This is a genomic window from Polyangiaceae bacterium (genome assembly GCA_016715885.1).
GTDB lineage: Bacteria > Myxococcota_A > Polyangia > Polyangiales > Polyangiaceae > Polyangium.
The window spans coordinates 24079-46359 of sequence record JADJXL010000026.1 but is presented as its reverse complement, the minus strand read 5'-3'; the positions used below and the strand labels follow the sequence as shown (position 1 = coordinate 46359).

At 61.7% G+C, this 22281-nt stretch carries 16 protein-coding genes; 6 read left to right on the top strand and 10 right to left on the bottom strand.

Annotation, left to right across the window (positions count from 1 at the left end):
* Positions 1 to 6 precede the first annotated feature (6 nt).
* Entirely contained in the window at positions 7 to 948 is a 942-nt protein-coding gene (locus IPM54_40055) for a hypothetical protein (GenBank protein MBK9265967.1), read from the top strand.
* A 3-nt stretch (positions 949 to 951) separates the two neighbouring features.
* Here IPM54_40055 and IPM54_40050 read toward each other — a convergent pair whose 3' ends face one another.
* Positions 952 to 1419 (bottom strand): CBS domain-containing protein, encoded by a 468-nt coding sequence (locus tag IPM54_40050; GenBank protein ID MBK9265966.1) that lies wholly within the window; start codon positions 1417 to 1419, stop codon positions 952 to 954.
* 316 nt (positions 1420 to 1735) lie between these two features.
* Here IPM54_40050 and IPM54_40045 point away from each other — a divergent pair, with 316 nt between their 5' ends.
* Positions 1736 to 2572, top strand: coding sequence for an acyl-CoA desaturase (locus IPM54_40045; GenBank protein MBK9265965.1), 837 nt, complete (start codon positions 1736 to 1738; stop codon positions 2570 to 2572).
* Positions 2573 to 2669: 97 nt separating this feature from the next.
* Here IPM54_40045 and IPM54_40040 read toward each other — a convergent pair whose 3' ends face one another.
* Positions 2670 to 4358 carry a CTP synthase gene (locus tag IPM54_40040; protein MBK9265964.1) on the bottom strand — a complete coding sequence of 563 codons (1689 nt, stop codon included), beginning with the start codon at positions 4356 to 4358 and terminating at the stop codon, positions 2670 to 2672.
* A gap of 242 nt (positions 4359 to 4600) precedes the next feature.
* Here IPM54_40040 and IPM54_40035 point away from each other — a divergent pair, with 242 nt between their 5' ends.
* Positions 4601 to 5518, top strand: coding sequence for a fumarylacetoacetate hydrolase family protein (locus IPM54_40035; GenBank protein MBK9265963.1), 918 nt, complete (start codon positions 4601 to 4603; stop codon positions 5516 to 5518).
* Here IPM54_40035 and IPM54_40030 read toward each other — a convergent pair whose 3' ends face one another.
* The gene (locus IPM54_40030) at positions 5519 to 5998 is read right to left on the bottom strand and encodes a hypothetical protein (GenBank protein MBK9265962.1); all 480 of its coding nucleotides are present in this window, start codon (positions 5996 to 5998) and stop codon (positions 5519 to 5521) included.
* A 6-nt stretch (positions 5999 to 6004) separates the two neighbouring features.
* Entirely contained in the window at positions 6005 to 6514 is a 510-nt protein-coding gene (locus tag IPM54_40025; protein MBK9265961.1) for a hypothetical protein, read from the bottom strand.
* Positions 6515 to 6729: 215 nt separating this feature from the next.
* Between IPM54_40025 and dacB the strand changes: the two genes are divergently transcribed.
* Positions 6730 to 8187 (top strand): D-alanyl-D-alanine carboxypeptidase/D-alanyl-D-alanine-endopeptidase, encoded by a 1458-nt coding sequence (dacB, locus tag IPM54_40020; protein MBK9265960.1) that lies wholly within the window; start codon positions 6730 to 6732, stop codon positions 8185 to 8187.
* A gap of 176 nt (positions 8188 to 8363) precedes the next feature.
* Here the strand turns inward: dacB and IPM54_40015 are convergent, their stop codons facing one another.
* From IPM54_40015 to rpmI, 4 genes are all read right to left on the bottom strand, one after another.
* Positions 8364 to 10055 carry a sigma-70 family RNA polymerase sigma factor gene (locus IPM54_40015; protein ID MBK9265959.1) on the bottom strand — a complete coding sequence of 564 codons (1692 nt, stop codon included), beginning with the start codon at positions 10053 to 10055 and terminating at the stop codon, positions 8364 to 8366.
* A gap of 954 nt (positions 10056 to 11009) precedes the next feature.
* Positions 11010 to 12044 (bottom strand): phenylalanine--tRNA ligase subunit alpha, encoded by a 1035-nt coding sequence (gene pheS, locus IPM54_40010; GenBank protein ID MBK9265958.1) that lies wholly within the window; start codon positions 12042 to 12044, stop codon positions 11010 to 11012.
* A 157-nt stretch (positions 12045 to 12201) separates the two neighbouring features.
* A complete protein-coding gene (gene rplT, locus IPM54_40005; protein ID MBK9265957.1) occupies positions 12202 to 12552 on the bottom strand; it encodes a 50S ribosomal protein L20 in 351 nt (116 codons plus the stop codon).
* Positions 12553 to 12592: 40 nt separating this feature from the next.
* Positions 12593 to 12790 (bottom strand): 50S ribosomal protein L35, encoded by a 198-nt coding sequence (rpmI, locus tag IPM54_40000; GenBank protein ID MBK9265956.1) that lies wholly within the window; start codon positions 12788 to 12790, stop codon positions 12593 to 12595.
* 171 nt (positions 12791 to 12961) lie between these two features.
* On the opposite strand from rpmI, the gene IPM54_39995 reads away from it, so the two are divergent.
* Together IPM54_39995 and carB are read left to right on the top strand one after the other, a co-directional pair.
* A complete protein-coding gene (locus tag IPM54_39995; protein ID MBK9265955.1) occupies positions 12962 to 14497 on the top strand; it encodes a DUF4445 domain-containing protein in 1536 nt (511 codons plus the stop codon).
* Between the two features lie 76 nt (positions 14498 to 14573).
* Positions 14574 to 17939 carry a carbamoyl-phosphate synthase large subunit gene (gene carB, locus IPM54_39990; GenBank protein ID MBK9265954.1) on the top strand — a complete coding sequence of 1122 codons (3366 nt, stop codon included), beginning with the start codon at positions 14574 to 14576 and terminating at the stop codon, positions 17937 to 17939.
* On the opposite strand, the gene IPM54_39985 is transcribed toward carB, so the two are convergent.
* Together IPM54_39985 and IPM54_39980 are read right to left on the bottom strand one after the other, a co-directional pair.
* Positions 17936 to 18169 carry a hypothetical protein gene (locus tag IPM54_39985; GenBank protein ID MBK9265953.1) on the bottom strand — a complete coding sequence of 78 codons (234 nt, stop codon included), beginning with the start codon at positions 18167 to 18169 and terminating at the stop codon, positions 17936 to 17938. The two genes, carB and IPM54_39985, sit on opposite strands and share 4 nt — an antisense overlap.
* Positions 18166 to 21906, bottom strand: coding sequence for a DUF3857 domain-containing protein (locus IPM54_39980; protein MBK9265952.1), 3741 nt, complete (start codon positions 21904 to 21906; stop codon positions 18166 to 18168). The genes IPM54_39985 and IPM54_39980 overlap by 4 nt, the downstream gene beginning before the upstream one ends.
* Positions 21907 to 22281: the final 375 nt, after the last annotated feature.

Here is a 22281-nt window from a genome sequence, read left to right as displayed (position 1 = left end):
GCCCACATGCGCATTGACGTCATCGCCAACACCAACGCGAGAGCATATCGAAAAAAGCCCTCGCTCCTCGCAGACATACGTCGAGCGTCCGCGGGCGCCGCGAACGTGCACGCAACGGCTCACGTCGACGAGCTTGGTGCGGTTTGCGATGCGATCGCTGCTCGAGGCTCCGACCTCATCGTCCTGTCCGGAGGCGACGGCAGTTTCATGGCTGGCGTCACCGCGCTCGACCGCGCATTCGGCGAGCGTCCCCTTCCTCGCATCGCGCTTCTTCCTGGCGGAACGGTTGCGACGGTGGCGCGAAACTTCGGCTTGAAAGGTTCTCCCGTTGCGCTCTTGAAGCGTCTGCTTTCGAGCCCGAGCGCCTTCGCGACGACACGCAGCGCAACACTTCGCGTGCGACAAACACTTGGAGCTGAAACGATCGAGCGCGTCGGTTTCATCTTCGGCACGGGTCTCGTCGCGCGTTTCTTCGACCTCTACTACAGCGATGGAGCCCGCGGATACGGAGGCGCCGCGCGCATCACCGCACGCATCTTCGTCGACTCCTTCTACGGAGGTCCTTACGCACACGTCCTCACGCCGATGCCATGCTCGATCGATGCAGACGGCGAGCAGCTCGATGGCGAAAGTTGGTCACTCGTTTGCGCCGCTGTCGTCAAGGACCTCGGCATCGGCATGAAGGTCAACTACCGCGCTGGTGAAGACGTCGAGCGCGTGCATCTCGTCGCGAGTCGCCTTCCACCGCACTTGCTCGGCCGGCGAGCACCCTTGGTTCTTCTGGGCAAACGCATCGGAGGCACGGGGCACGTTGATCGCCTCGTGCAGTCGTTCACGGTGCGCTTTTCGCCCGACGGTCCCTACGTGCTCGACGGCGACATGCTTCGCGCATCGGAAATCAGCGTGAGCGCTGGACCCGTGATCGACATCGTAACGGCCTCGCGTTGAGGCTCAGCGTTTCGCCGTGACCTTGGTCATCACCACCGGAGTTCGCGGCACGACGATGCCCGTTGCGAGCGCTTCGCGTGCGATCGACACGAAGTCCGATTCGGTCACGATGCCCATCAGGTGACGTCGCTCGTCGATGACCGGGAGCGATCCGACCTTTTGAGCGAGCAGAATGTCTGCTGCTTTCACCGCGTCGTCGTCGGGGCCGATCGTTTCCACATCGTGGCGCATGACATCGTCGACGCGCACTTTGCGCTTGGCCGCGACGTCTTGCTCCGTCGATGGGTCGCTCGTCGACGGAATCGCGGCCGCGAGAATGTCACGATGGGAAAGAAGGCCCACGAGCACGTCTCCATCCACGACGGGCAAGTGACGAACTCGCTCCACGGTCATCAGCTCTTCGGCGAATGCCAAGTTGTCGTTTGGTTCGAGCGTCGTTACGGGCGTGGTCATCATTTCTCGCACCTTCACGCCATCCCTCCTCGCGCGTGCGCCATGCGTCGTGCGCACGTTGCGCGCTCAGCGTGCACGCCACGCGCCATCGCATGGCGCATGTGGTCGAGGTCGATTGACGCGGCGTCGAGCGTGTTCAGGCGTGACGGAATCATGACCGGACACAAGAGAAGCACTGAAGCCAGTTTGAGACAGTCAGTGCGTGCAATCCGAGCAAACGCAGAACGTTCGAACACCAATTACCGTGCCTTCGGCATCGAAACGCCTGACGACCGATCAGTGGTTCAACATCATTGCGCTCGTGGCGATTCACGTCGGTACGGTGCTGACGGTGATGCGCGGCGTGAGTGCCAAGTGGGTGCTGCTTGCCGCGGCGACCTACTTCATCCGCATGTTCGCCATCACGGGCGTGTACCACCGCTACTTCTCGCATCGTTCGTACAAGACGAGCCGCGTCTTCCAGTTGATGCTCGCGTTTCTCGGAACGACGGCGACACAAAAGGGACCGCTCTGGTGGGCTGCTGCGCACCGCGTGCATCACAAGCAGTCGGACACCGAGCGTGATCTGCACAGTCCGATGCGACGTGGATTTTGGTACTCGCACATCGGCTGGTGGCTTGGTCGCGAGCACGAGCGTACGCGCACCGAGATGATCCCCGACTTCGCGGGGTATCCCGAGCTGCGATGGATCGATCGTCATCACCTCGTCGGGCCGTTTGCCCTCGGCATTGGCCTCACGCTCGCGTTCGGGCTCGACGGCTTCTTGTGGGGTTATGTCGTGTCGACGTGCGTGCTTCTCCACGCGACGTTCACCATCAACTCGCTCGCGCACGTTTGGGGAAGCCGCCGCTACGCGACGAAAGACACGAGCCGCAACAACTTTTGGCTCGCGCTTCTGACGATGGGCGAAGGCTGGCACAACAACCATCACCACTACATGTCGAGCACCAACCAAGGCTTCTACTGGTGGGAAGTCGACGCGACTTATTACATTCTCAAAGCAATGGAAAAACTCGGTCTCGTGTGGGATTTGCGCCGCCCGCCGGAACGCGTCCTACGCAAGGACCTCATTGCCGACGTTGGTGAACGCTGCCCGCTGCTCACGAACAAGCCTGCAAGCGCGAACGACGACGACGCGACGAGCGCTACGCCTGCGATCGATGCAGCTTGATTGAGAACTAGGTTTGCCCCCCCATCGTGAACAAACTCTCGCGAAGCGCGCGTCCCACGCGCGCGAAGCGAGCGATCAAATCAAGACCCGCGTTCAGTCAATTCATGTTCGGATTCGACGCAGGGGTCGTCAGCGTGCCTTGCGTGCTGCTCGCAGGCTCAGTCTTCGCTTTGCGTTGATCACGTTGCCGTTCGAGTGCCGCGCGCACGAACCGCAAGAAGAGCGGATGCGCTGCTTGAGGACGACTCTTGAACTCGGGGTGGAACTGACAGCCCACGAAGTACGGATGGTCCGGTAGCTCGATCATCTCGACGAGCCTCTGATCGGGTGACGTGCCCGAAAGCACGAGCCCCTTCTGCGACATCACCTCGCGATACTTGTTCGACACCTCGTAGCGATGACGATGTCGTTCACTGATTGTCGTCGTCCCATACGCATCGGCGGCGATGGTGTTGCGTTCGAGGACGCAGGGATAGGCGCCGAGACGCATCGTGCCGCCTTTGTCCACGATGGTTTTCTGGTCGAGCATGATGTCGATGACCGGGTGCGCAGGACTGCGATCGAACTCGACGGAGTTTGCCCCGACAAGCCCGCAAATGTGCCGCGCAAACTCGACGACGGCGAGCTGCATGCCGAGGCAGATGCCAAAGAACGGCACTTTCTGTTCACGCGCGTAACGAATCGCGTCGATCTTTCCTTCGGTACCGCGATCGCCGAATCCACCCGGAACCAAGATTGCGTCGAGCCCCGCGAGCGCATCGGCGGCACCAATCTTCTCGATCTGCTCCGAATCGATGTACTCGAGGTCCACGCGTACGTCGTTGTGCAGCCCGCCGTGTACGAGCGCCTCGTGGAGAGACTTGTACGCGTCGCGCAAGTGCACGTACTTGCCAACGACGCCGATTTTTACGGTGCCTCGAGTTGGTCGCTTGAAACGTTCGACCACCCAGTGCCACTGCGACAAATCCGGCTGACGCGCCCAAATGTTGAGCTTCCCCGTGATCTTTTCGTCCACACCCTCGGCATGCAGCGCAATGGGCAATTCGTAGATGCATCCGACGTCGACCGCCGAGATGACGCAATCGACATCCACGTTGGAGAAAAGCGAAATCTTTTCCTTCATTCCGCGTGAAAGAGGACGATCGCAACGGCAGAGCAAAATATCCGGCTGAATGCCGATCTCGCGCATCTCCTTGACCGAGTGCTGTGTGGGCTTGGTCTTGAGCTCGCCTGCGGTGGGAATGAACGGCACGAGCGTCACGTGGACACTGAGAGCGTTTTGACTGCCGCACTCGACCTTGAGCTGCCGGATGGCCTCGAGAAATGGAAGCGATTCGATGTCGCCCACGGTTCCGCCAATTTCCACGATGGCGATGTCGACGCCTTCGGCCGCCGAGCGAACGCGTTGTTTGATCTCGTCGGTGACGTGCGGAATGACTTGCACGGTGGCGCCGAGGTACTCGCCGCGACGCTCCTTCGAGATGACCGCTTCGTAGACGCGTCCGGTCGTGAAGTTGTTTTGGCGCGTCATGCGCGCGAGCGTGAAGCGCTCGTAATGCCCTAGATCGAGGTCTGTCTCGGCACCATCGTCGGTGACGTACACCTCGCCATGCTGATAGGGCGACATCGTGCCCGGGTCGACGTTGATGTACGGGTCGAGTTTGATGTGCGTCACGCGGAGGCCGCGTGCTTCCATCAATGCACCGATGGACGCGGCACCAAGGCCTTTGCCAATCGATGAAACAACTCCGCCCGTGACGAAGACGAATTTGGTCCGCTTGCTCATGACCACCGCTCCGACCGCGCGTGGCGCGCTCTACGAGCCGCGCTCGTCTTTCCGTGATTGTCGGACCACGCTGCCCACTCCTCGGAGATGCGCGCTGCCCGACATGTTTCGGGCGCAGTCTAGGCGTCCACGGAGCCGAGTCAACGCACGAGACGCACAGCTCGTCATCTGCACGTTTGGCGCACCGTAATTGCTACGAAATTCAAGACCCTTGCTACACTTACCGGCCCCGCTCTGCGCCGATGCGACTTGCACGCGTTTTCCATCCATCGTCGCCGAATCCGCTCGTCGCCCTCGAGCGAGATGGCTGCCTTTACGATGCCGCCGAGCTCGATCGGCAGTTCGGCATTCCCCTGTCGCAACGCGTTCCCTTCGACGAGTCGGACTTTCACCTGCGCGTGTTTGCCCTTCGAGGCGTTGGGCTCGACAAACTCGACGATCACCTTCGCGGCGGTGATCGCCCGACCGAAGCGCGTTTGTCGAAAGGGAACCTCTTGTGGCTCCCGCCGTGTTCGCCCGACCGAGCGCTCTATGTGCAGCTCGATCAGTTGCCGAGCGCCGATGCCAAAGACGAGCTGCCTCGCTACCACATCGGCAACGCGCGCTCTTTGTTTGCACACCAAGAAACCGTCCCGTTTCCGCACGACGAACAACATCCCGAAGCCGATGTCGTGATCGCTGCGCTCATCGGCGAAGAGCTTCGATCGAGCACGCTCGAAGATGCCGAAGACGCCATCGTCGGCTACTCGATCCTCGTTCGCTGGATCGCCCCAAACGCTGAAAAACGCGCCGGACCAACGCACGGTCGTGACTTCGCTACGTCGCTTGGCCCGCTGCTCGTGACCAAGGACGAAGCTGGCGCCGTCGATGCCGCACGCGTTCGTTTGCGCGTGGCGAGCGACACGCGAGACCTCGTCGTGACACGCGCGACCGATTGGTCACTGCCGGAAGCCATCGCGTTCATCAGTAGACACGTGCCGCTCGGCCCTGGTGATGTCGTTGGTGGTCCACCGATTCCCGGCGCAAGGGAAGCCATTCGCGAACTGGGTTTGTCTTTTGGTACGACGCTCGAAGTCGTCGTCGAACGTCTCGGTAAGCTCGCGTCACGCCCCGTGCGCGGACCCGAGCCGCCCAATTGTCGAAGGCCAGCGGCGCGCTAATCAGAAGCGGCCGGCAAAGCCGAAACCAACCATGTTGGGAGAAACGATGGGCATCGGCGCGATGAACGCTGCATCAGCTTTCGGCTCCGGTGCTTGGGTTTTCATCACGATGGCTTCGGTGATGAGCGCCAAGCCGCCAAGCTGAGCGAGCCCCGCGATCCCGTAGATGATCGCTCGCCCCGCAAGCTCGGGCGTGCAGTCCGTCGACCCATACTCGACACACTTGTTTTCAGGGATCGCCATCCACGGCCCAACGACCGGATAGCGAAAATTAGCGATGCCCGGTTGATCCGGCGCGAGCTCCGCGACGAGAAAGCCTGCGCCGTAGGTGACTCCCGCCAGCGCAAGCCCTCCGATGATGAGCTTCGTGCGCACGGACGAAGGCGGATAACGAGGCGCTGGGGGCGCATCTTCCTGGGCCAAACACGGAGTCGACGCTAGCCCCAGAGCTAGCGCGACGAGCGACGCTGTACGCTTCATCGCGGGTTACTTCTTTGCAGGCAGCTTGATCTTGTGCCGCCTGACGAGCGGCTCTCCCTCGAACGGCAAGCAGTATTCGCCGACGAACGACCGCTTGATGCAGGTCTCGACGACCGTGCCCGCAAACGGCGGAAGCACTTCGGCTTCCGTTGCTTTGCCGATCTTCCCATCGAACGTGACCTTGACTTCGCCTTCTCCCGTCGGCGCGCCATCGACGACCTGAGAACAATTCGCGGCCTTCTTCTCGCCACGCGTCAGCGCAATGCTGATCTGCTTCTCCTGATCCTCGTTGAGCTTCATGGGCTCGGCAGCACCCGTCCACTTCGTCGGTTCCTCCACGGTCGTCGAGCTGCTGTCCGAGCTCGAGTCGCTGCTGTCCGACGACTTTTTGGGCGGTTGCGAGTCGAAGCCGTAGTCATCGCCAACTTGCTTCGGCTGCGCGCCGCATGCGCTCACCAGGGCCGAAACGGCCAAGGCGAGAGCGAAATTCTGTGAGGTCGAGGATAGAAGATTCACGGTGCATCCTCCCCATGAAGGTCGAGTACCCATGACCCTAGCAAGCAATTGGCCAAGCGCACAAAAGATGCACGCGCCGTGACGAACCCGCCCAAGTTGTTGGGACGACGGATGCCTACGAAAGGCCCGGACGTTGTAAGAACCAATCATGTGGATCGGCACGCGTACCGTCGTTCTTGCACTCCACGCATGGTGGCCCGCGTCGCCGGGGGATCATGCTCGCAGCGCTTCTGGCGCTGTCCTCCGTCGCATCGTCCGCGATTCCTGCGCCGGAGCCTGTGCCGAGCGCAGCTCCGCCGCCCGCGGAGCCCAAGACCGCTGCTGTCGAACAAGCCATCGATAAGCTCGAGACCCAAGTGAAGAGCTGGGGCGGGTCCGTGGGCGTGGCCATCGTGGACGTCGACTCCGGGAAAGCCATCGCGGTGCGTCACGAGGCGGACCCAAAGAATCCCGCATCGAACGCCAAACTGGTCACGGCATTCGCTGCACTGAAACTGCTCGGACCCGCGCATCGATACAAAACGGGCCTCTACGGCAAGCTCGATGGAGACCGCGTCCCCGAGCTCGTGCTTCGAGGTGAAGGCGATCCGTCGCTCGACGCCGGGCATCTGTGGACGATGACGCGCGAGCTTCTCACGGCGGGCATCAAGCGCGTCGGCGCAGTGCTCGTCGATCAAAGCTACTTCGATGAAAAGTTCGTCCCGCCCGCCTTTGACGAACAGCCCGGTGAATGGGCGCCTTTTCGAGCGCCCGTGTCCGCCGTGGCGCTCGATGAAAACACCGTGACGCTATCGGTACGACCGAGCAGCAAAGGCAAGGACGCAACCGTACGCGTCGACCCGCCAGGGTTTGTCGACATCGTGGGTACGGTCAGGACAACCAAGAAGTCCGACCCGGAAAAACTCACGCTCGACCTCGTTCCCAAAGGCGATCGGCTCGAAGCTCGCGTCGGCGGGCACATTCCTGAGGGTTCGCGCGTCATGCGCGTGCGAAGGCGTCTCGACGATCCGCGTCTCGCGCCAGGGCATGCGCTGCGCGAAGTGCTCGAATCCGCGGGCATCAAGGTCGAAGGCCCCGTGAAGCTTGGTGGTGCGAAGGAAAAACGGCTGCTTGCATCGCATCGTTCCGAGCCGCTTGGAACGCTTCTCCGAGCGCTCGGAAAAGACAGCGACAACTTCTACGCCGAGATGATTTTCAAGTCGCTCGCCGGGGGGAAAAAAGGGCGACCTGCAAGCGCCGAGTCTGCGGCGCAAACGGTGACCGAAGTGCTCGAGGACGCAGGTGTGTTCGAAAAAGGGATTGTCGTGAAAAACGGTTCGGGCCTCTTCGATGCCAACCGGCTGACGGCATGGTCGACCGCGTCTCTTCTACGAACGGCGCTGCGAGACACTGCGATCGCGTCGGACTTCGTGGCGCAACTTGCCACGGGCGGCGTCGATGGGACGTTGCGCGGGCGGTATCGTGCGTGGGCAAACCGAGGAGCCGTGCGTGCGAAGACAGGAACGCTGAACAGCGTCGCTTCGCTGTCGGGCTACGTGTTGGCTCCCCCAGGGCGCAGTCCGCTAGCGTTCTCGATCCTGGTGACAAACGTCTCAGGCAAGGTGAGTGCTGTGCGGCCGCTCATGGACAAGGTCGTCGATGCTGCGGCGAAAGAGCTCTGGGCCGCTCGTTGATTGCGCGGCGGTTGCTCGAGTTGCGCTGGGTTCGCCCAAGAACTTCGAGGCCGCGCCTTGCGGCATGACATCCACGTCATGGTGTATGTAAACGAAAGGCCACGCCGGAATGGGCGTGGCCTTTTGATTTGGTGGGGATGAAGGCGCGCCGAGGAAGTTTGGCGCGCCGTATCGGCTCAGTAGTAGTCGCGCATTTGCTTGCGGATCTTCACGAGCGCTTGTTCTTGGAGCTGGCGGATGCGTTCACGCGACAGGTTGTACTTGTCGCCAATCTCTTTCAGCGTGAGCTCATCCTCGTCGTCGAGACCGAACCGCCAACGGATGATGCGCGATTCGATCGGCGTGAGCGTCGTGAGCAGCCGCCGCACTTCGTCGCTCCACTTGCGGTTGGCAAGGTGATCGAACGGCGAGAGCGCGTTTTCCTCCTGCAGGAAGTCGATGAACTTGCGCCCATCTTCATCACCCACGGGGCGATCGAGCGAGAAGGGAGTTTCAGCGTAGAAATCCTTGACCTTGTCGAGTTTTTCTCGCGGAACGCCGGTTTCTTTCTCGAGCTCTTCGATCGTCGGCTCATGACCCGTGCGAGCGATGATCGCTTGCGTGGCACGCGCGACGCGGTTGTACGTGTCGAGCATGTGGACCGGAATGCGGACCGCACGACCCTTGTCGGCAAGGGCGCGGCTGATGGCATGCCGAATCCACCACGACGCGTACGTCGAGAAGCGGTAGCCACGGTTGTGATCGAAGCGCTCGACGGCCTTCATGAGACCGATGTTTCCTTCCTGAATGAGGTCGATCAGCGGCAAACGACCTCGGTTGTAGCGACGAGCGATCGAAACGACGAGGCGCAGGTTTGCTTTGACGAACCGGTTTTTCGCGTCGTGCTGCGCCTGGAAGGTCCGATCGACGCGATCGAGGTATCGGCGATAAGCGCCCGACATCGGCAGCGTCGGTCGGGCCGGACGCAAGATGCCTTCTTCATCGTCGCCAATCGTGTCTTCCTCGAAATCCGGCTCGCGCACGAGGTCTCGAGCGATGTTGCCTGCGCGTGCCATCCAAAGCCTGTCCGAATCGGGCAAACGAATGACCGTCGCGAGTTCGCTCGAAAGCTGCGCCCACTGTTTGTCCTGCTCAGGGGCGAGCTTGTACTTTTGCTTTTTCGCATGTCGCACGAGCTTCTGGAGCTCTTGGACCTGCGGAGCCTTGACCTCTTCTTCACCTGCTTTGGTGACGTCTTCCGCGAGACCATCGAGAACGTATTCGGCAGCGGGCAAATACGAGAGCAGCGCGACCCAATGGTCGATCTCCGTGCGCTCGACCATGCGCGCCGTGTCGAGCTCTTCTTCGGGACCCATCACCGGATGCAGGGCCATGTCGCGGAAATACCGCGCAAGCATGGAATCCCCGCCGCCTTCCTCGATGTCCCGCAGTTCGCGCTCGTTGCTCTGTCGCGGCGTGTCGGGACGGCTCAGCGGACTGAACTCGAGGTCGATGAACTCGGCAGCCGTCGGCTCGGGTTCGAGCTCCGTCGGACGCGGCGGACGCAGCGCGGGCTCTTCAACCCCTTCTTCGTCGAGCAGACCGAGGTCCATGTCGCTGGCCGCGATCGGCTCTTTGAGCGTCGTGGCGGGTTTGGCGGTTGCAGCCGTTTCCTCTTGCGTTTCGTCGACGACCGCGGGTTTTTCCGCGACGTCTTGCTCCTTCGAGCGTTTTTCATTGGAAGCGCCTGCGCGGCGTGCCGGAACGGCGCCGGAACGAAGACGCGATTGCAACGAACCGGGGCGCGACGCCTTGGCCGCACCGACACGGGTCGATGTTTTGGTGGAGGGGCGGTTTGCTTCCGTGCGGCGGGCGGTCGGCGTGCTCATCGTGCTCTTCGTTGCGTTGGAGGGTTTTTCGTTCACTTCTTCGAGGTCACCTTTGCGAGAGTGAAAGCTCTCGCGAGGGTTGAGCAGAAGCCGTTTCGAACTCGTCGTCGGGGTTTCGGTGCTCGCCATGATTGCCTCGGATGCGCCGCCCCGCGGAGGGCACAACGGGGGACGGTGCTCGTTGATTCCAACTGATTTGCTTCGAAGTGAACGCCGCTTGCCAAAGCGACCGTTCACAGATGCAATGTGCGAGGCAAGATCAGTCGGGTTTGGAGATTTTTCTGCAAATTTCGTGCCGATATGATCTTCGCGACCGACATTCTTTATCGGTTGGTTCGCATTCTCACTAGACGAAATGGCGCGGGTACGCGTGGACGACAACGAAGCACGCGAGCCCTTTCGGGCGACGCGTTTTGCGTCGGAGGAACGACGGTTACCTCGTTGATCGCCTTTGTTCATGGTTTTCACGCTTCCCGAAAGGAGCCTTGGCGGCACCTTGCATGCTTGACGTGTCTTCGACGAACGACGCTCACATGTGTGAAACGTTTGGATCTGGATGATCCCTACGGCGGCTGGACCTTGGATGATCCGCCGCAATCTTTGCTTTCGACTGTTCGAATGTTTTCAGTACGTCGAGAAGAAGGTCGCAACTTGCGACCTCGATCCAGCTTGTCGAGCCCTGTGAAGAGCCCATGATCCTATTTTTCTGATTCCATCGGACTCGGAGGGTGCCGCGTAAAGCCCCCAGGCAATGCCTGATTCACATACGGCCAGAACCGACCGGCACTTCAGTGCAGAAATGCAGCTTCCCACCGAATGCAACGTGATGCGTCTTCGACGTGCGACCCGAGCGTTCGATCCACTCGGGACAGCCGCGCATCTCCTGGCCTAATAGGGATGCCCCGGGTGATGTGCAAGGGGCGCACATGAAAATGGAAGGCGCCGGCGAGGTGATCAGAACTGAGCCAAAAACCTCGGATCACTCTCAAAGAGAAGCCGAATGTTCGGGATTCCGTACCTCAACATCGCGAGCCGTTCGAGCCCGAGGCCGAACGCAAACCCCGTGTACCGCTCGGGATCCAAGCCGCATTGTCGAAATACATCGGGGTGAATCATCCCGCAGCCAAGCACTTCGAGCCATCCGGTGTGTTTGCACACGCGACAGCCAGCGTGTGTGCCGTCCGGGCGTGCACAAAACACACAGCCACAATCGACTTCCGCACCTGGCTCGACAAACGGAAAATAGCTTGGCCGAAAACGAATGGGAATCCCCGAGCCATAAAGACGCTCGGTGAACGCCGTTATGACTCCCTTCAGCTCCGCCATGCTGACGTGCTCGTCCACCAAGAATCCGTCGATTTGATGAAACATCGGCGAGTGCGTGACGTCGTCGTCGCGGCGATACACGGCGCCGGTCATCACGACGGCCAGCGGCGGCTTGCGAAGGGCAAATTCTCGCGGCTGAACGGTGGTCGTGTGTGTACGCAGAAGCAGCCCCGGGCCTAGCCAGAAGCTGTCCTGCATGTCGGTGGCCGGATGATCGGGCGGGAAGGCGAGCTTGCTGAAGTTGTTTTCCTCGAGCTCGATTTCCGGGCCCGCTTCGGCGACGAAACCGAGGTCCCGAAAAATGGCCAAAAGCTCGTCTCGAACCTGAGCAATGGGATGAAAGTGGCCACGACCAACTTCGATACGACCGGGCAAACTCAAGTCGTACGGCGATCCGCGAAGCTCGGCTTCGCGTGCAGCGCGAGCGATCGCGCGCAGGCGAGCTTCGAACGCCGCTTCGACCTCGTTCTTGAACGCATTGACTCGACTGCCGACGGCCGTTTTCTTGTCCGCCGGAACGTGGCGCATGAGCGCGAGGATGGCCGTGAGGTCACCCTTTTTGCCGAGCACGCGTGCATGCTCGACACGGAGGGCCGGTTCGCTCGATGCGGCCGCGAACGCGTCGCGATACCGCGTGCCGAGCGCCTCCAGGCCCTCCTCGATGGCCTTGACGGGATCTTTGTCGCTCACACTCCCTCCGCCCGTTGATTCATCTGCTCACGCCCGAAATCGTCGGTCGACATCGCTCAAAATCCTAGAGGATTCGTCGCTCCGTCGCCCCGGCTTTCGGGCGCTCGCGACGATGACTCAACGGGCTCTGCTAGCCGTTCGTCGCGAGTTTGACGACGGCGGTGAAGGATGCGGGATCGTGGATCGCAATATCGGAGAGGACCTTGCGATCGAGCGAGATGTTCGCCTTCTTCAGCGCATTGATCAGGCGCGAGTACGTGGTGCCGTTCGTCCGGGCAGCCGCGTTGATGCGCGCGATCCACAGCTTGCGGAAATCCCGCTTCTTCAGGCGACGGCTGATATAGCCGTATTCCCAGGCGTGCCGGAGAACTTCGACCGCTTGGCGAAAGCGGTTTTTCCTGCCGAGGAAATATCCCTCGGTCTGGTTCAGAACGCGGTTACGACGGCGACGGGCTTTGAACCCACGCTTTACACGCGGCATATCGCTTTACCTCTTCCTTGCTCGTGGAGCTTGCAGCGGCTCAGCGATACGGGAGGAGGAGCTTCACGCGCACCTCCATCGTGCTGTCGACCATGTCGTTCTTGCGGAGACGGCGGCAACGCTTCTTGCTCTTCTCCTGCATCCCGTGGTTCAGACCGCCCTTGCTGCGGCGGATCTTGCCCGAACCAGTCACCCGGAATCGCTTTGCAGCGGCCCGGTTTGTCTTCATCTTGGGCATGGCTTGCCTTCTCGCTCTACGAGTGGGCTCACGCTCTCCAAGGCCGCGGCTCGACCGTCGAGACGCTGTTGAACCAGGGAGATGCGCGGGGTCGCGTTTATGGCGGACGCGAGCGGGGGTTGTCAAGGCCAAGGCGACGAATTGCAGATCCTGATGCTAGGCTCGCCCCACATGCTCGTCCGCGCCACCTTCGAGGAACCAGGAAGCGACGGAGCGGCCGCTCGAACGACGGTGAACTTCCATGCAGGACATTCGCTGCTCGAAGTGGCCCGGTCGAAAGGTATCGCCATCAATGCGCCCTGCGGAGGACGCGGAACGTGTGGAAAATGCCTCGTTCGGCTGCTCGCAGGCAACGCCCCACCCACACCCGAAGACCGCGCGATCCTGAGCGAAGGGATGCTCCGCGAAGGCCTGCGGCTGTCTTGCCGCATTCGCCCGCGCACGCCCGTCACGGTCGAAGTGCAAAGTCGCTTCGATTTGCGCGCGGCGCCTGCCGTGACGCGCCTCGGCAATACGTCGCTGCCAAACCAAGCCATCGCAGCCGTGGACCTGGGTTCCACGAGCGTTCAGCTCCGAACGATCGATCCGGCGACGGGCGATGTCCTCGGTGAAGCATCGGTGCTGAACCGGCAAGTGCGCCGCGGACACGACGTGATGACGCGCCTGACATACGCGCTCGAAAGCCCCGCCGCGCGTGACGAGCTGACCCAGGATGCGCGGGAAACGCTGCGGATGCTCGAAGAAGCGGCGCGAGGGCGCATCTTCGCCAAGGATGGCGAAATTTCGCATTGGTTTGTCGCGGCAAACAGCGCGATGACCGCGCTGCTTTGGGGAGCCGACATCAAGTCGCTCGCCGAAGCTCCGTATTATCCACCGTTTTTCGAAGAGCGCACGGGATCGCCCAAAGACTGGGGTTTGTCCGGTGAGACCTTCACGACGTTCCCGCTCCTCGGCTCCTTCGTCGGAGGTGACACGGCTGCCGCGATCGTGGCGACGGATCTCGACAGGCTCGGTTCGTCGCGGATGCTGATCGACATCGGTACGAATACGGAGATCGTGCTCGCGCACAAGGGCGTGCTGTACGCAGCGTCGACACCGGCAGGACCTGCTTTCGAAGGAGGCAACATTTCGGTCGGCATGCGCGCGGAAACAGGCGCGATCGTGCGCATCGACGTGCGCGAAGACGGAGCGATACGGCCGACGACGATTGGCTCGGGAAAAGCAAAAGGGATCTGCGGAACGGGACTGCTGGAAGTGCTCGGAGAGCTGGTGCGCGCGGGTCTGGTTGCACGTGATGGAGCGATCGCGTCGGGGGATGATCGGATCACGCTCGCGCGAGGCGTGGATCTCTTGCAGATGGACATCCGCGAGCTGCAACTCGCGAAGGGCGCGCTTCGAGCCGCGACGAAACTGCTTTGCCGCGTGGCGGGGATTCGCGATGCAGACCTTGCGAGCGTGCTGCTTGCAGGCGCGTTTGGAGCGAACTTGCATCACGACGTCGCCATTCGGCTCGGGATGCTTCCCGAGGTGGATCCATCCGTGGTGCATGCGATCGGCAACGCCGCGCTCGACGGGGCGACGCACTTCGCGCGAGATCCAGCGAGCGTGCGCGCTCGGCTCGCAGATGTGCGATCGCGCCTGCATCACGTGGAACTGGCGATGCGCGACGATTTCCAAGAGGTCTTCGTGTCGAGTTTGGACTTCTAACGGAAGAGGCCGCTCTGTCATGTCGCACGGCGACTTCATCGACGTACCACGGCGAAGGTGCTAACCCGCCCGCCCGATGCCGCGACGCGACGATCTAAAGAAGATTCTGCTCATCGGCTCGGGGCCGATCATCATCGGTCAAGCGTGCGAATTCGACTACTCGGGGGCTCAGGGCGCAAAAGCGCTCGCCGCCGAGGGGTACGAGGTGATCCTCGTCAATTCGAATCCCGCAACGATCATGACCGATCCAGAGCTCGCGTACCGGACGTACGTCGAGCCGCTCGATGTGCCGACGCTGACGGCGATCATCGAAAGAGACCGCCCCGATGCGATCCTGCCGACGCTTGGAGGTCAAACGGCCCTGAACCTCGCGCTCGCGCTGCACGACGAGGGCGTGCTCGATCGGTTCAATGTCGAACTGATCGGCGCAAAGCCCGTTGCAATTCGCAAAGCCGAAGATCGACAACTCTTCAAAGAAGCAATGGCTCGCGTGGGTTTGTCCTGCCCGCGATCGGGACACGTGAAGTCCGTCGAAGAAGCACGTGCTCTTGCAGAAAAGTCGGGACCGTGGGGCGAGCCGCTCGGTTATCCCATCATCGTCAGGCCGAGCTTCACGCTTGGAGGCACGGGTGGCGGCATCGCTTTCAAGCCGGCAGAGCTGGAAGCGAAGGTTCGCTGGGCCATCGAGCAATCTCCGACGCGCGAGACGTTGATCGAAGAAAGCGTGCTCGGTTGGAAAGAGTTCGAGCTCGAAGTCATTCGCGACCGTGCCGATAACTTCATCGTCGTCTGCTCCATCGAAAACATCGATCCGATGGGTGTGCACACGGGCGACTCGATCACGTGTGCGCCTGCGATGACGTTGACCGATCGCGAATACCAGCGGCTGCGTGACGCGGCGCGTGCAGTGATGACCGAGATCGGCGTGGAAACGGGCGGATCGAATGTGCAATTCGCCATCAATCCCGCCGATGGGCGCGTGTTCGTCATCGAGATGAATCCGCGCGTGTCGCGTTCGAGTGCGCTGGCATCGAAAGCAACGGGATATCCGATCGCGAAGATCGCCACGAAGCTTGCCGTTGGGTATCGCCTGGACGAGCTCACGAACGACATCACCGGAACGAGCGCCGCGTTCGAACCGACGATCGATTACGTCGTGGTGAAGTGGCCGAGGTTTGCCTTCGAAAAATTCCCCGGAGCCGATCGTCGTCTGGGGCCGCAAATGAAGAGCGTCGGCGAAGCGATGTCGATCGGGCGCACGTTCACCGAAGCACTTCAGAAAGCAGCACGATCGCTCGAGATTGGCCGCGATGGCGTCGATTCGTTGCTGGACAAAGTAGATTATCGACAGCTCGGTGGTGACCCGAACTCGACGCGCGACCTGCTCATGGATGCGCCGCGCGAGCCGTCCGTTCCTGTGCAGTTGCCACCTGCAAGCCGCGAGGATCTCGTCGATGCATTGCGAAAGCTCGTAGGCGTACCGTCGGCGGAACGCTTGTTTCACGTGGCCGATGCGGTTCGTCTTGGCATCTCCCTCGAAGAGATCCACGCGCTCACGAAGATCGATCCGTGGTTTCTGCTGCAGCTCGCGCGGATCGTGGAGCTCGAGAAGCGCATCGAAAAAGGTCCCGTCGATGCAAGCCTCTTACGCGAGGTGAAACGGCACGGTTTTTCGGACAAAACCATCGCTCGTTTGTCGGGCAAGTCCGCGGATGAAGTGCGCGCCCTGCGCGTCGAACAAGGCACGCGTGCGGTGTTTGGCCGCGTCGATACGTGCGCCTCAGAGTTCGTCGCGAAGACGCCGTACCTGTACTCGACGTTCGAGCAAGAAAGCGAAGCGGCGCCGAGCGATCGGCGCAAAGTGATCATCTTGGGCGGCGGGCCGAATCGCATCGGGCAAGGCATCGAGTTCGATTACTGCTGCGTCCACGCAGCGTTTGCCCTGCGTGACCTCGGGTTCGAGACCATCATGGTCAACTGCAATCCCGAGACGGTGTCGACCGATTACGACACCTCGAATCGCCTCTACTTCGAACCGCTCACGTTCGAAGACGTCATGGCGATTTGTGACGAAGAACGACGAGACGGCGAGCTCGTGGGCGTCGTCGTGCAGTACGGAGGACAAACCCCGTTGAAGCTCGCGGTGCCTCTGTCACGTGCGGGCATTCCGCTCCTCGGTACGTCGGCCGATGCGATCGATCGCGCTGAAGACCGCGGCCGTTTCGATCAGCTCCTGACCAAGCTCGGTCTGCGCCGTCCACGCGCGGCGATTGCCGAAAGCGTCGACGAAGCGATCGCAGCGGCCAAGGACATTGGTTTCCCCGTGCTCGTGCGGCCGTCGTACGTGCTCGGCGGGCGCGCGATGATGATCTGTCACGAGCAAAGCGAGCTCGAAGCGTACATCCACGCGGCCGTCGAAGCTGCGCAGGAAGCCGGTACGCGCACCATCCTCGTCGACGAGTTCCTCAAGGATGCGATCGAAGTGGACGTGGACGCGATTGGTGACGGACAGCAGGTCGTCATCGGTGGCGTGATGCAGCACATCGAAGAAGCGGGGATTCACTCCGGCGACTCAGCGTGCGTGCTTCCGCCGTATTCGCTGCCGCTCGATGTGATCGCGTCGATCGAAGAGCAGACGCGGCAGCTTGCGCTCGAGCTGGGTGTCGTGGGGCTGATGAACGTGCAGTTCGCGGTCAAGGGCAACGTGATCTACGTGCTCGAAGTCAACCCGCGCGCATCGCGAACGGTTCCGTTTGTGTCCAAAGCAACGGGCCGCCCGCTGGCGAAGATCGCCGCGCAGGTGATGGCAGGAAAAACCCTCGCCGAGCTGGGCGTGACCGATGGCGTGAGGCCGGGGCACGTCGCGGTAAAAGAGTCGGTGTTTCCATTCGCGAAATTCCCTGGCGTCGACACGCAGCTTGGACCGGAGATGCGTTCGACCGGCGAAGTCATGGGCATCGCGACGAGCTTTGCGCACGCGTTCGGCAAAGCCTTGAGCGGGTCAGGGATGAAGTTACCCACGAGTGGAACCGCGTTCATCTCCGTGAAGGACGACGACAAACCCGGCGCTTGCGTGGTAGCGAGACGTCTTCATGCGCTCGGGTTCACCATCATGGCTACCGCCGGCACGGCTGCTGCCTTCGAGCGCGCTCGCATTCCGACGACGCGCATTCGCAAGGTCGCCGAAGGTTCGCCGCACGTCGTCGATGCCATCAAATCAGGCGACGTCTCGCTCGTCGTCAACACGACCGTGGGCGCTCGATCGATTCGAGATAGCTACGCGATTCGGCGGAATGCTTTGCTTGCAAACATTCCGTACTTCACGACGGTCGCGGCGGCGATGGCTGCCACGGAAGTCCTCGAAGCGAACGCAAACGACACGCAGGCCGCGTATCAGGTTCGGAGCCTGCAGGAGTGGAACGGCTCGTCTGCCGCCCGCTAGCGCTCTTCGTCGCTCTCGCCTTGTTCTTCCGTGCGCTCCTGACGTGCCTTGAGAGGCAGTGCAGCGGCGAGCGCCACGGCGAGCGCTGACGCAATCACGCTCCCGTAAAACAGAATGTCGATCGCGCTGCCTGCCGACGAGCAATTCGCCCCAGGGCCGATTCGCACGGCAAGCACACCTTCGGGAAGCGAGGGCGGACGAACCTGAACGCCCTCGTCATCCGGAGTCACTTACCCACCACGATGCGCTGGTTGTAGGCCCGATCGACCGCTTCGCAGAACGTGCGGAATTGCGCGTATTCGGCCGGGCTTATCCGCGGCTTCAGGAAAGACAAACTCGTTCGAATCGTAACTTTTCCGGCCGCTTGTTCCGCCGAAAGCTCGAAGCGCCCGAACGGTGAATCGATCTTCTGCGGCATGGGCACCTTTTGCAGCTTGGCCCCCGCTGGCACCTTCACGACCCACTCTTCTTCACGCGTCGTCAGCGCTCCAATGACCACGTCCAGCGTGCGCTTCGACGATGGTGCCAGCTCCGCAACGAGACGCGGCGCAATGCTTGCAGGAACGCTCAGCGTGTCGTCTTCGCGCCGTGCAAAGTTCGTCGCTTTGCCTTTCACGCGCAGGCGCACGGGCTGCTCGATGTCCTCGATGTTCGTCGCTTCCACGCCTGCACGTCCTGTAGCGACTTCCACCGGGCCAAAGTCGCCCGCGAGGTCTTGCTTCGCGCGATCGTTACGCGTGCCTTCCGCGAGATACCGCCGTCGCCAATCGGGCGCATAAGCCCCCGAGACTTGCATGTCCGTCGCGATCGCTGCCGAGCCATCCAGCGCGAGCGTCACGTCGACGTGACGGCGCGTGACCGACTGCTCCGGAGGCGGATCCGGCAGCTTCACGTACTTGGGTTTGCCCTCGTTGACGAGTAAGCCGATGGCGCCGCGATCCATCACGGGAAGCTCCGTCGAACCCGTGTGCTCCGCCGTGCCATCGAGGTACAAATCGAGCGACGGGACGTAGACGATCGCGTGATCGAACGGCGCGAGGCTTGCCGGCTCGGGCGCGATGTCGCCTCGCATGCGCGTGCGAAGCAGGACGATCGTCGACGGGACGCCGACTTCTCGCAGCATCGTCACGATGAGCGTCGCCTTGTCTTTGCAGTCGCCCCAACCTCGAGCGAGCGTTTGCGCTGCACGCCGCGGACGAATGCCTTCAATGCCGAACTCGAGCGCCACGTAGCGCGTTTCGGTGGCGAACTTGTAGATGGCGCGAACCTTCGCAGCGTCGTCCTTCGCGTTCTTCGTCAGCTCGCGAGCGCGACGCCTCACTTCGTCGTCGACGTCGAACTGCTCGCGCGCGAGGCCCCAATACCAAGCACCAACGGCGTTCCACGTGTCGAACGTCGACACGTGCACGTACCCGAGCACTTCAGGCCAAGGCGGCATGTTCGGCTCGGGCGTCAACGGAGGAACATCGTTTGCGGTGAAACGATAGATGCGTTTGTCCCCCTCGACCTTCACGTCTTGCGTGAGCCCATCGAGCTTGTTCGTACGAATGTAAAACGTTCGCTCTTTCGGCGTGACGAGGATGTATTCGCTGTTGGCGATGGGACTGTCTTCTTGCAGGTACTCGATTTCCCCGAAGTAATCCGAGATCTCGTTGCGTGGAGCGACATCTTCGATGCGGTAACGAAGCTCGACGACATCACCTGCGCTGAGGCGTGGAAAGAGCACGCCGAACGTTCGTTGCGACGTGTACATCGAGATGGCCGGGTTGTTCGCAGGCCCTTCACCACTCTCGATGGCTTCGTCGATCTTGCCGTTTTGGCGATACACCTTCGCAGCCCGTAGATCGACGGTTTGTCGCGCCGCTTCGTACATGAAGCGATACTGGCGACCCGACGCCGCGCTCTCGTCCGTGAGCGGCTGAAAAACGATCTGCCTGAAACGACTCGCAAGACCGTTCGGGTACACCGTGGTGACCGTGAGGTTTCGCAAAAAGCGCATCGGGTAGCCCTTCATCGCGGCCGATCGCATCGGCAAAAACCGTTCGGGCGCCCAGGCATACGCTTCATCCGCACGCGGCGCTTTCGGCTGAATGTGCTCGACGTACTCGCGCACGTCCTTCGCTTGCGGAGCGATCGTCAGAATTTGGCGCAGCAAATCGAGCTGCTTGTCCTTATCGCCGCTCTCTCCGTACACATCGCTCAGCGCCCGTAGCGTCTGGATATCCTCCGGCGCCATCGCGAGCGCCTGTTGGTACGTCGCAAGCGCGCGATCTTTCTGCCCGAGCGCGCGATACGTGCGCGCTGCGATCGAGCGAGCCCACGCTGACTCTGCCTCGATGCCGAGGAATCGTCCGAGCCACCGTTCGGCACCAGCGGCGTCGCGACGCGCAACGGCAAGGTCCACTTTTTGGCTGAGGAACGTCGCATCGTCGAAACGCAGCGACGCGTATCGCGCTTCGACCTCGTCGGCTTCTGCATCGCGCCCGAGCCCTCGAAGTTGTTCCGCGAGCGCCGACAAGAGCGACACCGATCGAGGGTGCCTTTGCACTGCCTTCTCGAGCATATCCAGCGCCGTGCGCTTGAGCCCCGCTTCGACGTGAAGCTCCACGAGCCCCAGCGTCCCTCCGAGGTTGTCCGGGTCGATCGCGAGGATGCGTTCGTAGATCGGAACGGCATCGCGCCAATTCGTACCCGTTCGTGCGAGGTGCGCTTCGGCGAGCAATACGTCGAGCTTTTCATCGTTTGTCTTGGCCAGCGCCGACGCTTTTTCGACCCACACGCGCCGTTGATTTCGATCTTCGGCAAGCTCACCTGCGAGCAATAGGCGCGCGACGGTCGGTTCCGCTTCGGCAGCGCGTCGTGCAAGGTCACGAGCTTTGTGATCGGCTTTCGGATCACCTCCCGTGATCGCCAAGTAACGAGCGTAAAGCTCGAGTGAGGACGCTTTCGGGGACTTGCCTGACGTGGCGATCTCGAAGGCTTGTACGGGCCCGAGCACGCGGTTTGTCTCGGCCGGTTGCGGCGTCTTTGCGCGAGCGCGTTCTTTTTCGCCTGCGGCGGCTTCGGCGCTCGCTTCGAGGTCCGCGCGCACGTCCACGTCGAGGTCGGGCTCGCCGACGGAATTACCGAGGCGAAGGCTCAATTTGGGCGCATCGGCATCGCCGCAAACTTTGACCGTGATGCGACTCCACGAGGGCCTGAGCGTGACCGTGGTCGCGAACCTGTCCATGTCGAGCTCGCGGTAGGCGAGGTCTTCGAGAACCTTTTTGCCTTCATAGAAGAGCTTGAAGGCACCAGCGGATCCGACCCAAATCGTCAGTGGGCGATTGGACTTGGTGCCGGGTTTGGAACGTACGAACGTCGTGGCGTACCCGCAGACGTCTTCGCGTGGACGCAGGATGTCGCCAAAGTCGAACCAGCCATACGACGACGCGACGGGCGGAACGCGCCACCTGACAGCGCGTTCTTTGCCTTCGTAGGCGCGGCCTGCGGGGATCGGCTCGGACAGCTCGAGCTCCGGGGCAAACTCTTCGTTGATGCCCGTTTTGTTGTCGTTATCGAACGGGCCGACGGTCATGTACCGCGAGACAAACCCGAGACGTTCGACGCGAGCGAGCGCGCCTTCGAGGTCACCGCGCCTGCGACGCGCATACGCCTCGAGCAGACCCGCGTACGCTCGAACGGGTGCGGGTTGCGCCTTGTTTTCCGTCACTGCGACGATGGCTTCTTCGACGTGCGTTGGATCGGCGCGGTCCCACGTGCGCCATAAATTGCGCAGCGCGGTGAATGCTTCCGGGCCCTTTGCGCTGGCGACGGTTGCGGCGTGTTTCAGCACGTCCCGATGAATCGGTCCTTCGGCAGCGTTTGTCTCGGCTCCTGGCACGAGCGCGCATGATGCTGCGGCGAAGGCGAGTCCCAACCGAAGCGCGTTTTTCGTTCGACCCAGAGCGCCGCGTTCACGAGGCATCGAAGGCCTATCCCGTGCTCTCGGCAGCAGGTCAAGGCATCGAAGTGGCGGAAGTGAGCCTCTGGCGCGTCGTTTTCTTCTCGTTCTCTGCGAGGCGGCCTGGATTTAGGCGTTGCGGCACAATGTTGTGATCAAGACCACTGGCGAAAGTGCCTCGTGGAGTGGGATCGATTGGTGTGAGTGGGGTGAGGGGAGACGTTTCCGTGCGCCCCTGACGAAGGTCACCTTGCTCCTCTGTGCCAGCTTCGGATAGAAACATCGCTGCGTGCGCCGAATGGGAGTTGTGCATTCGGTTCATGTGGATTGTGCGAGGTTGGATCTCTCGTTGGGATCAAGCGTATTGATGCCGAAATGGGTCAGTCGCTCCTCGGGTGG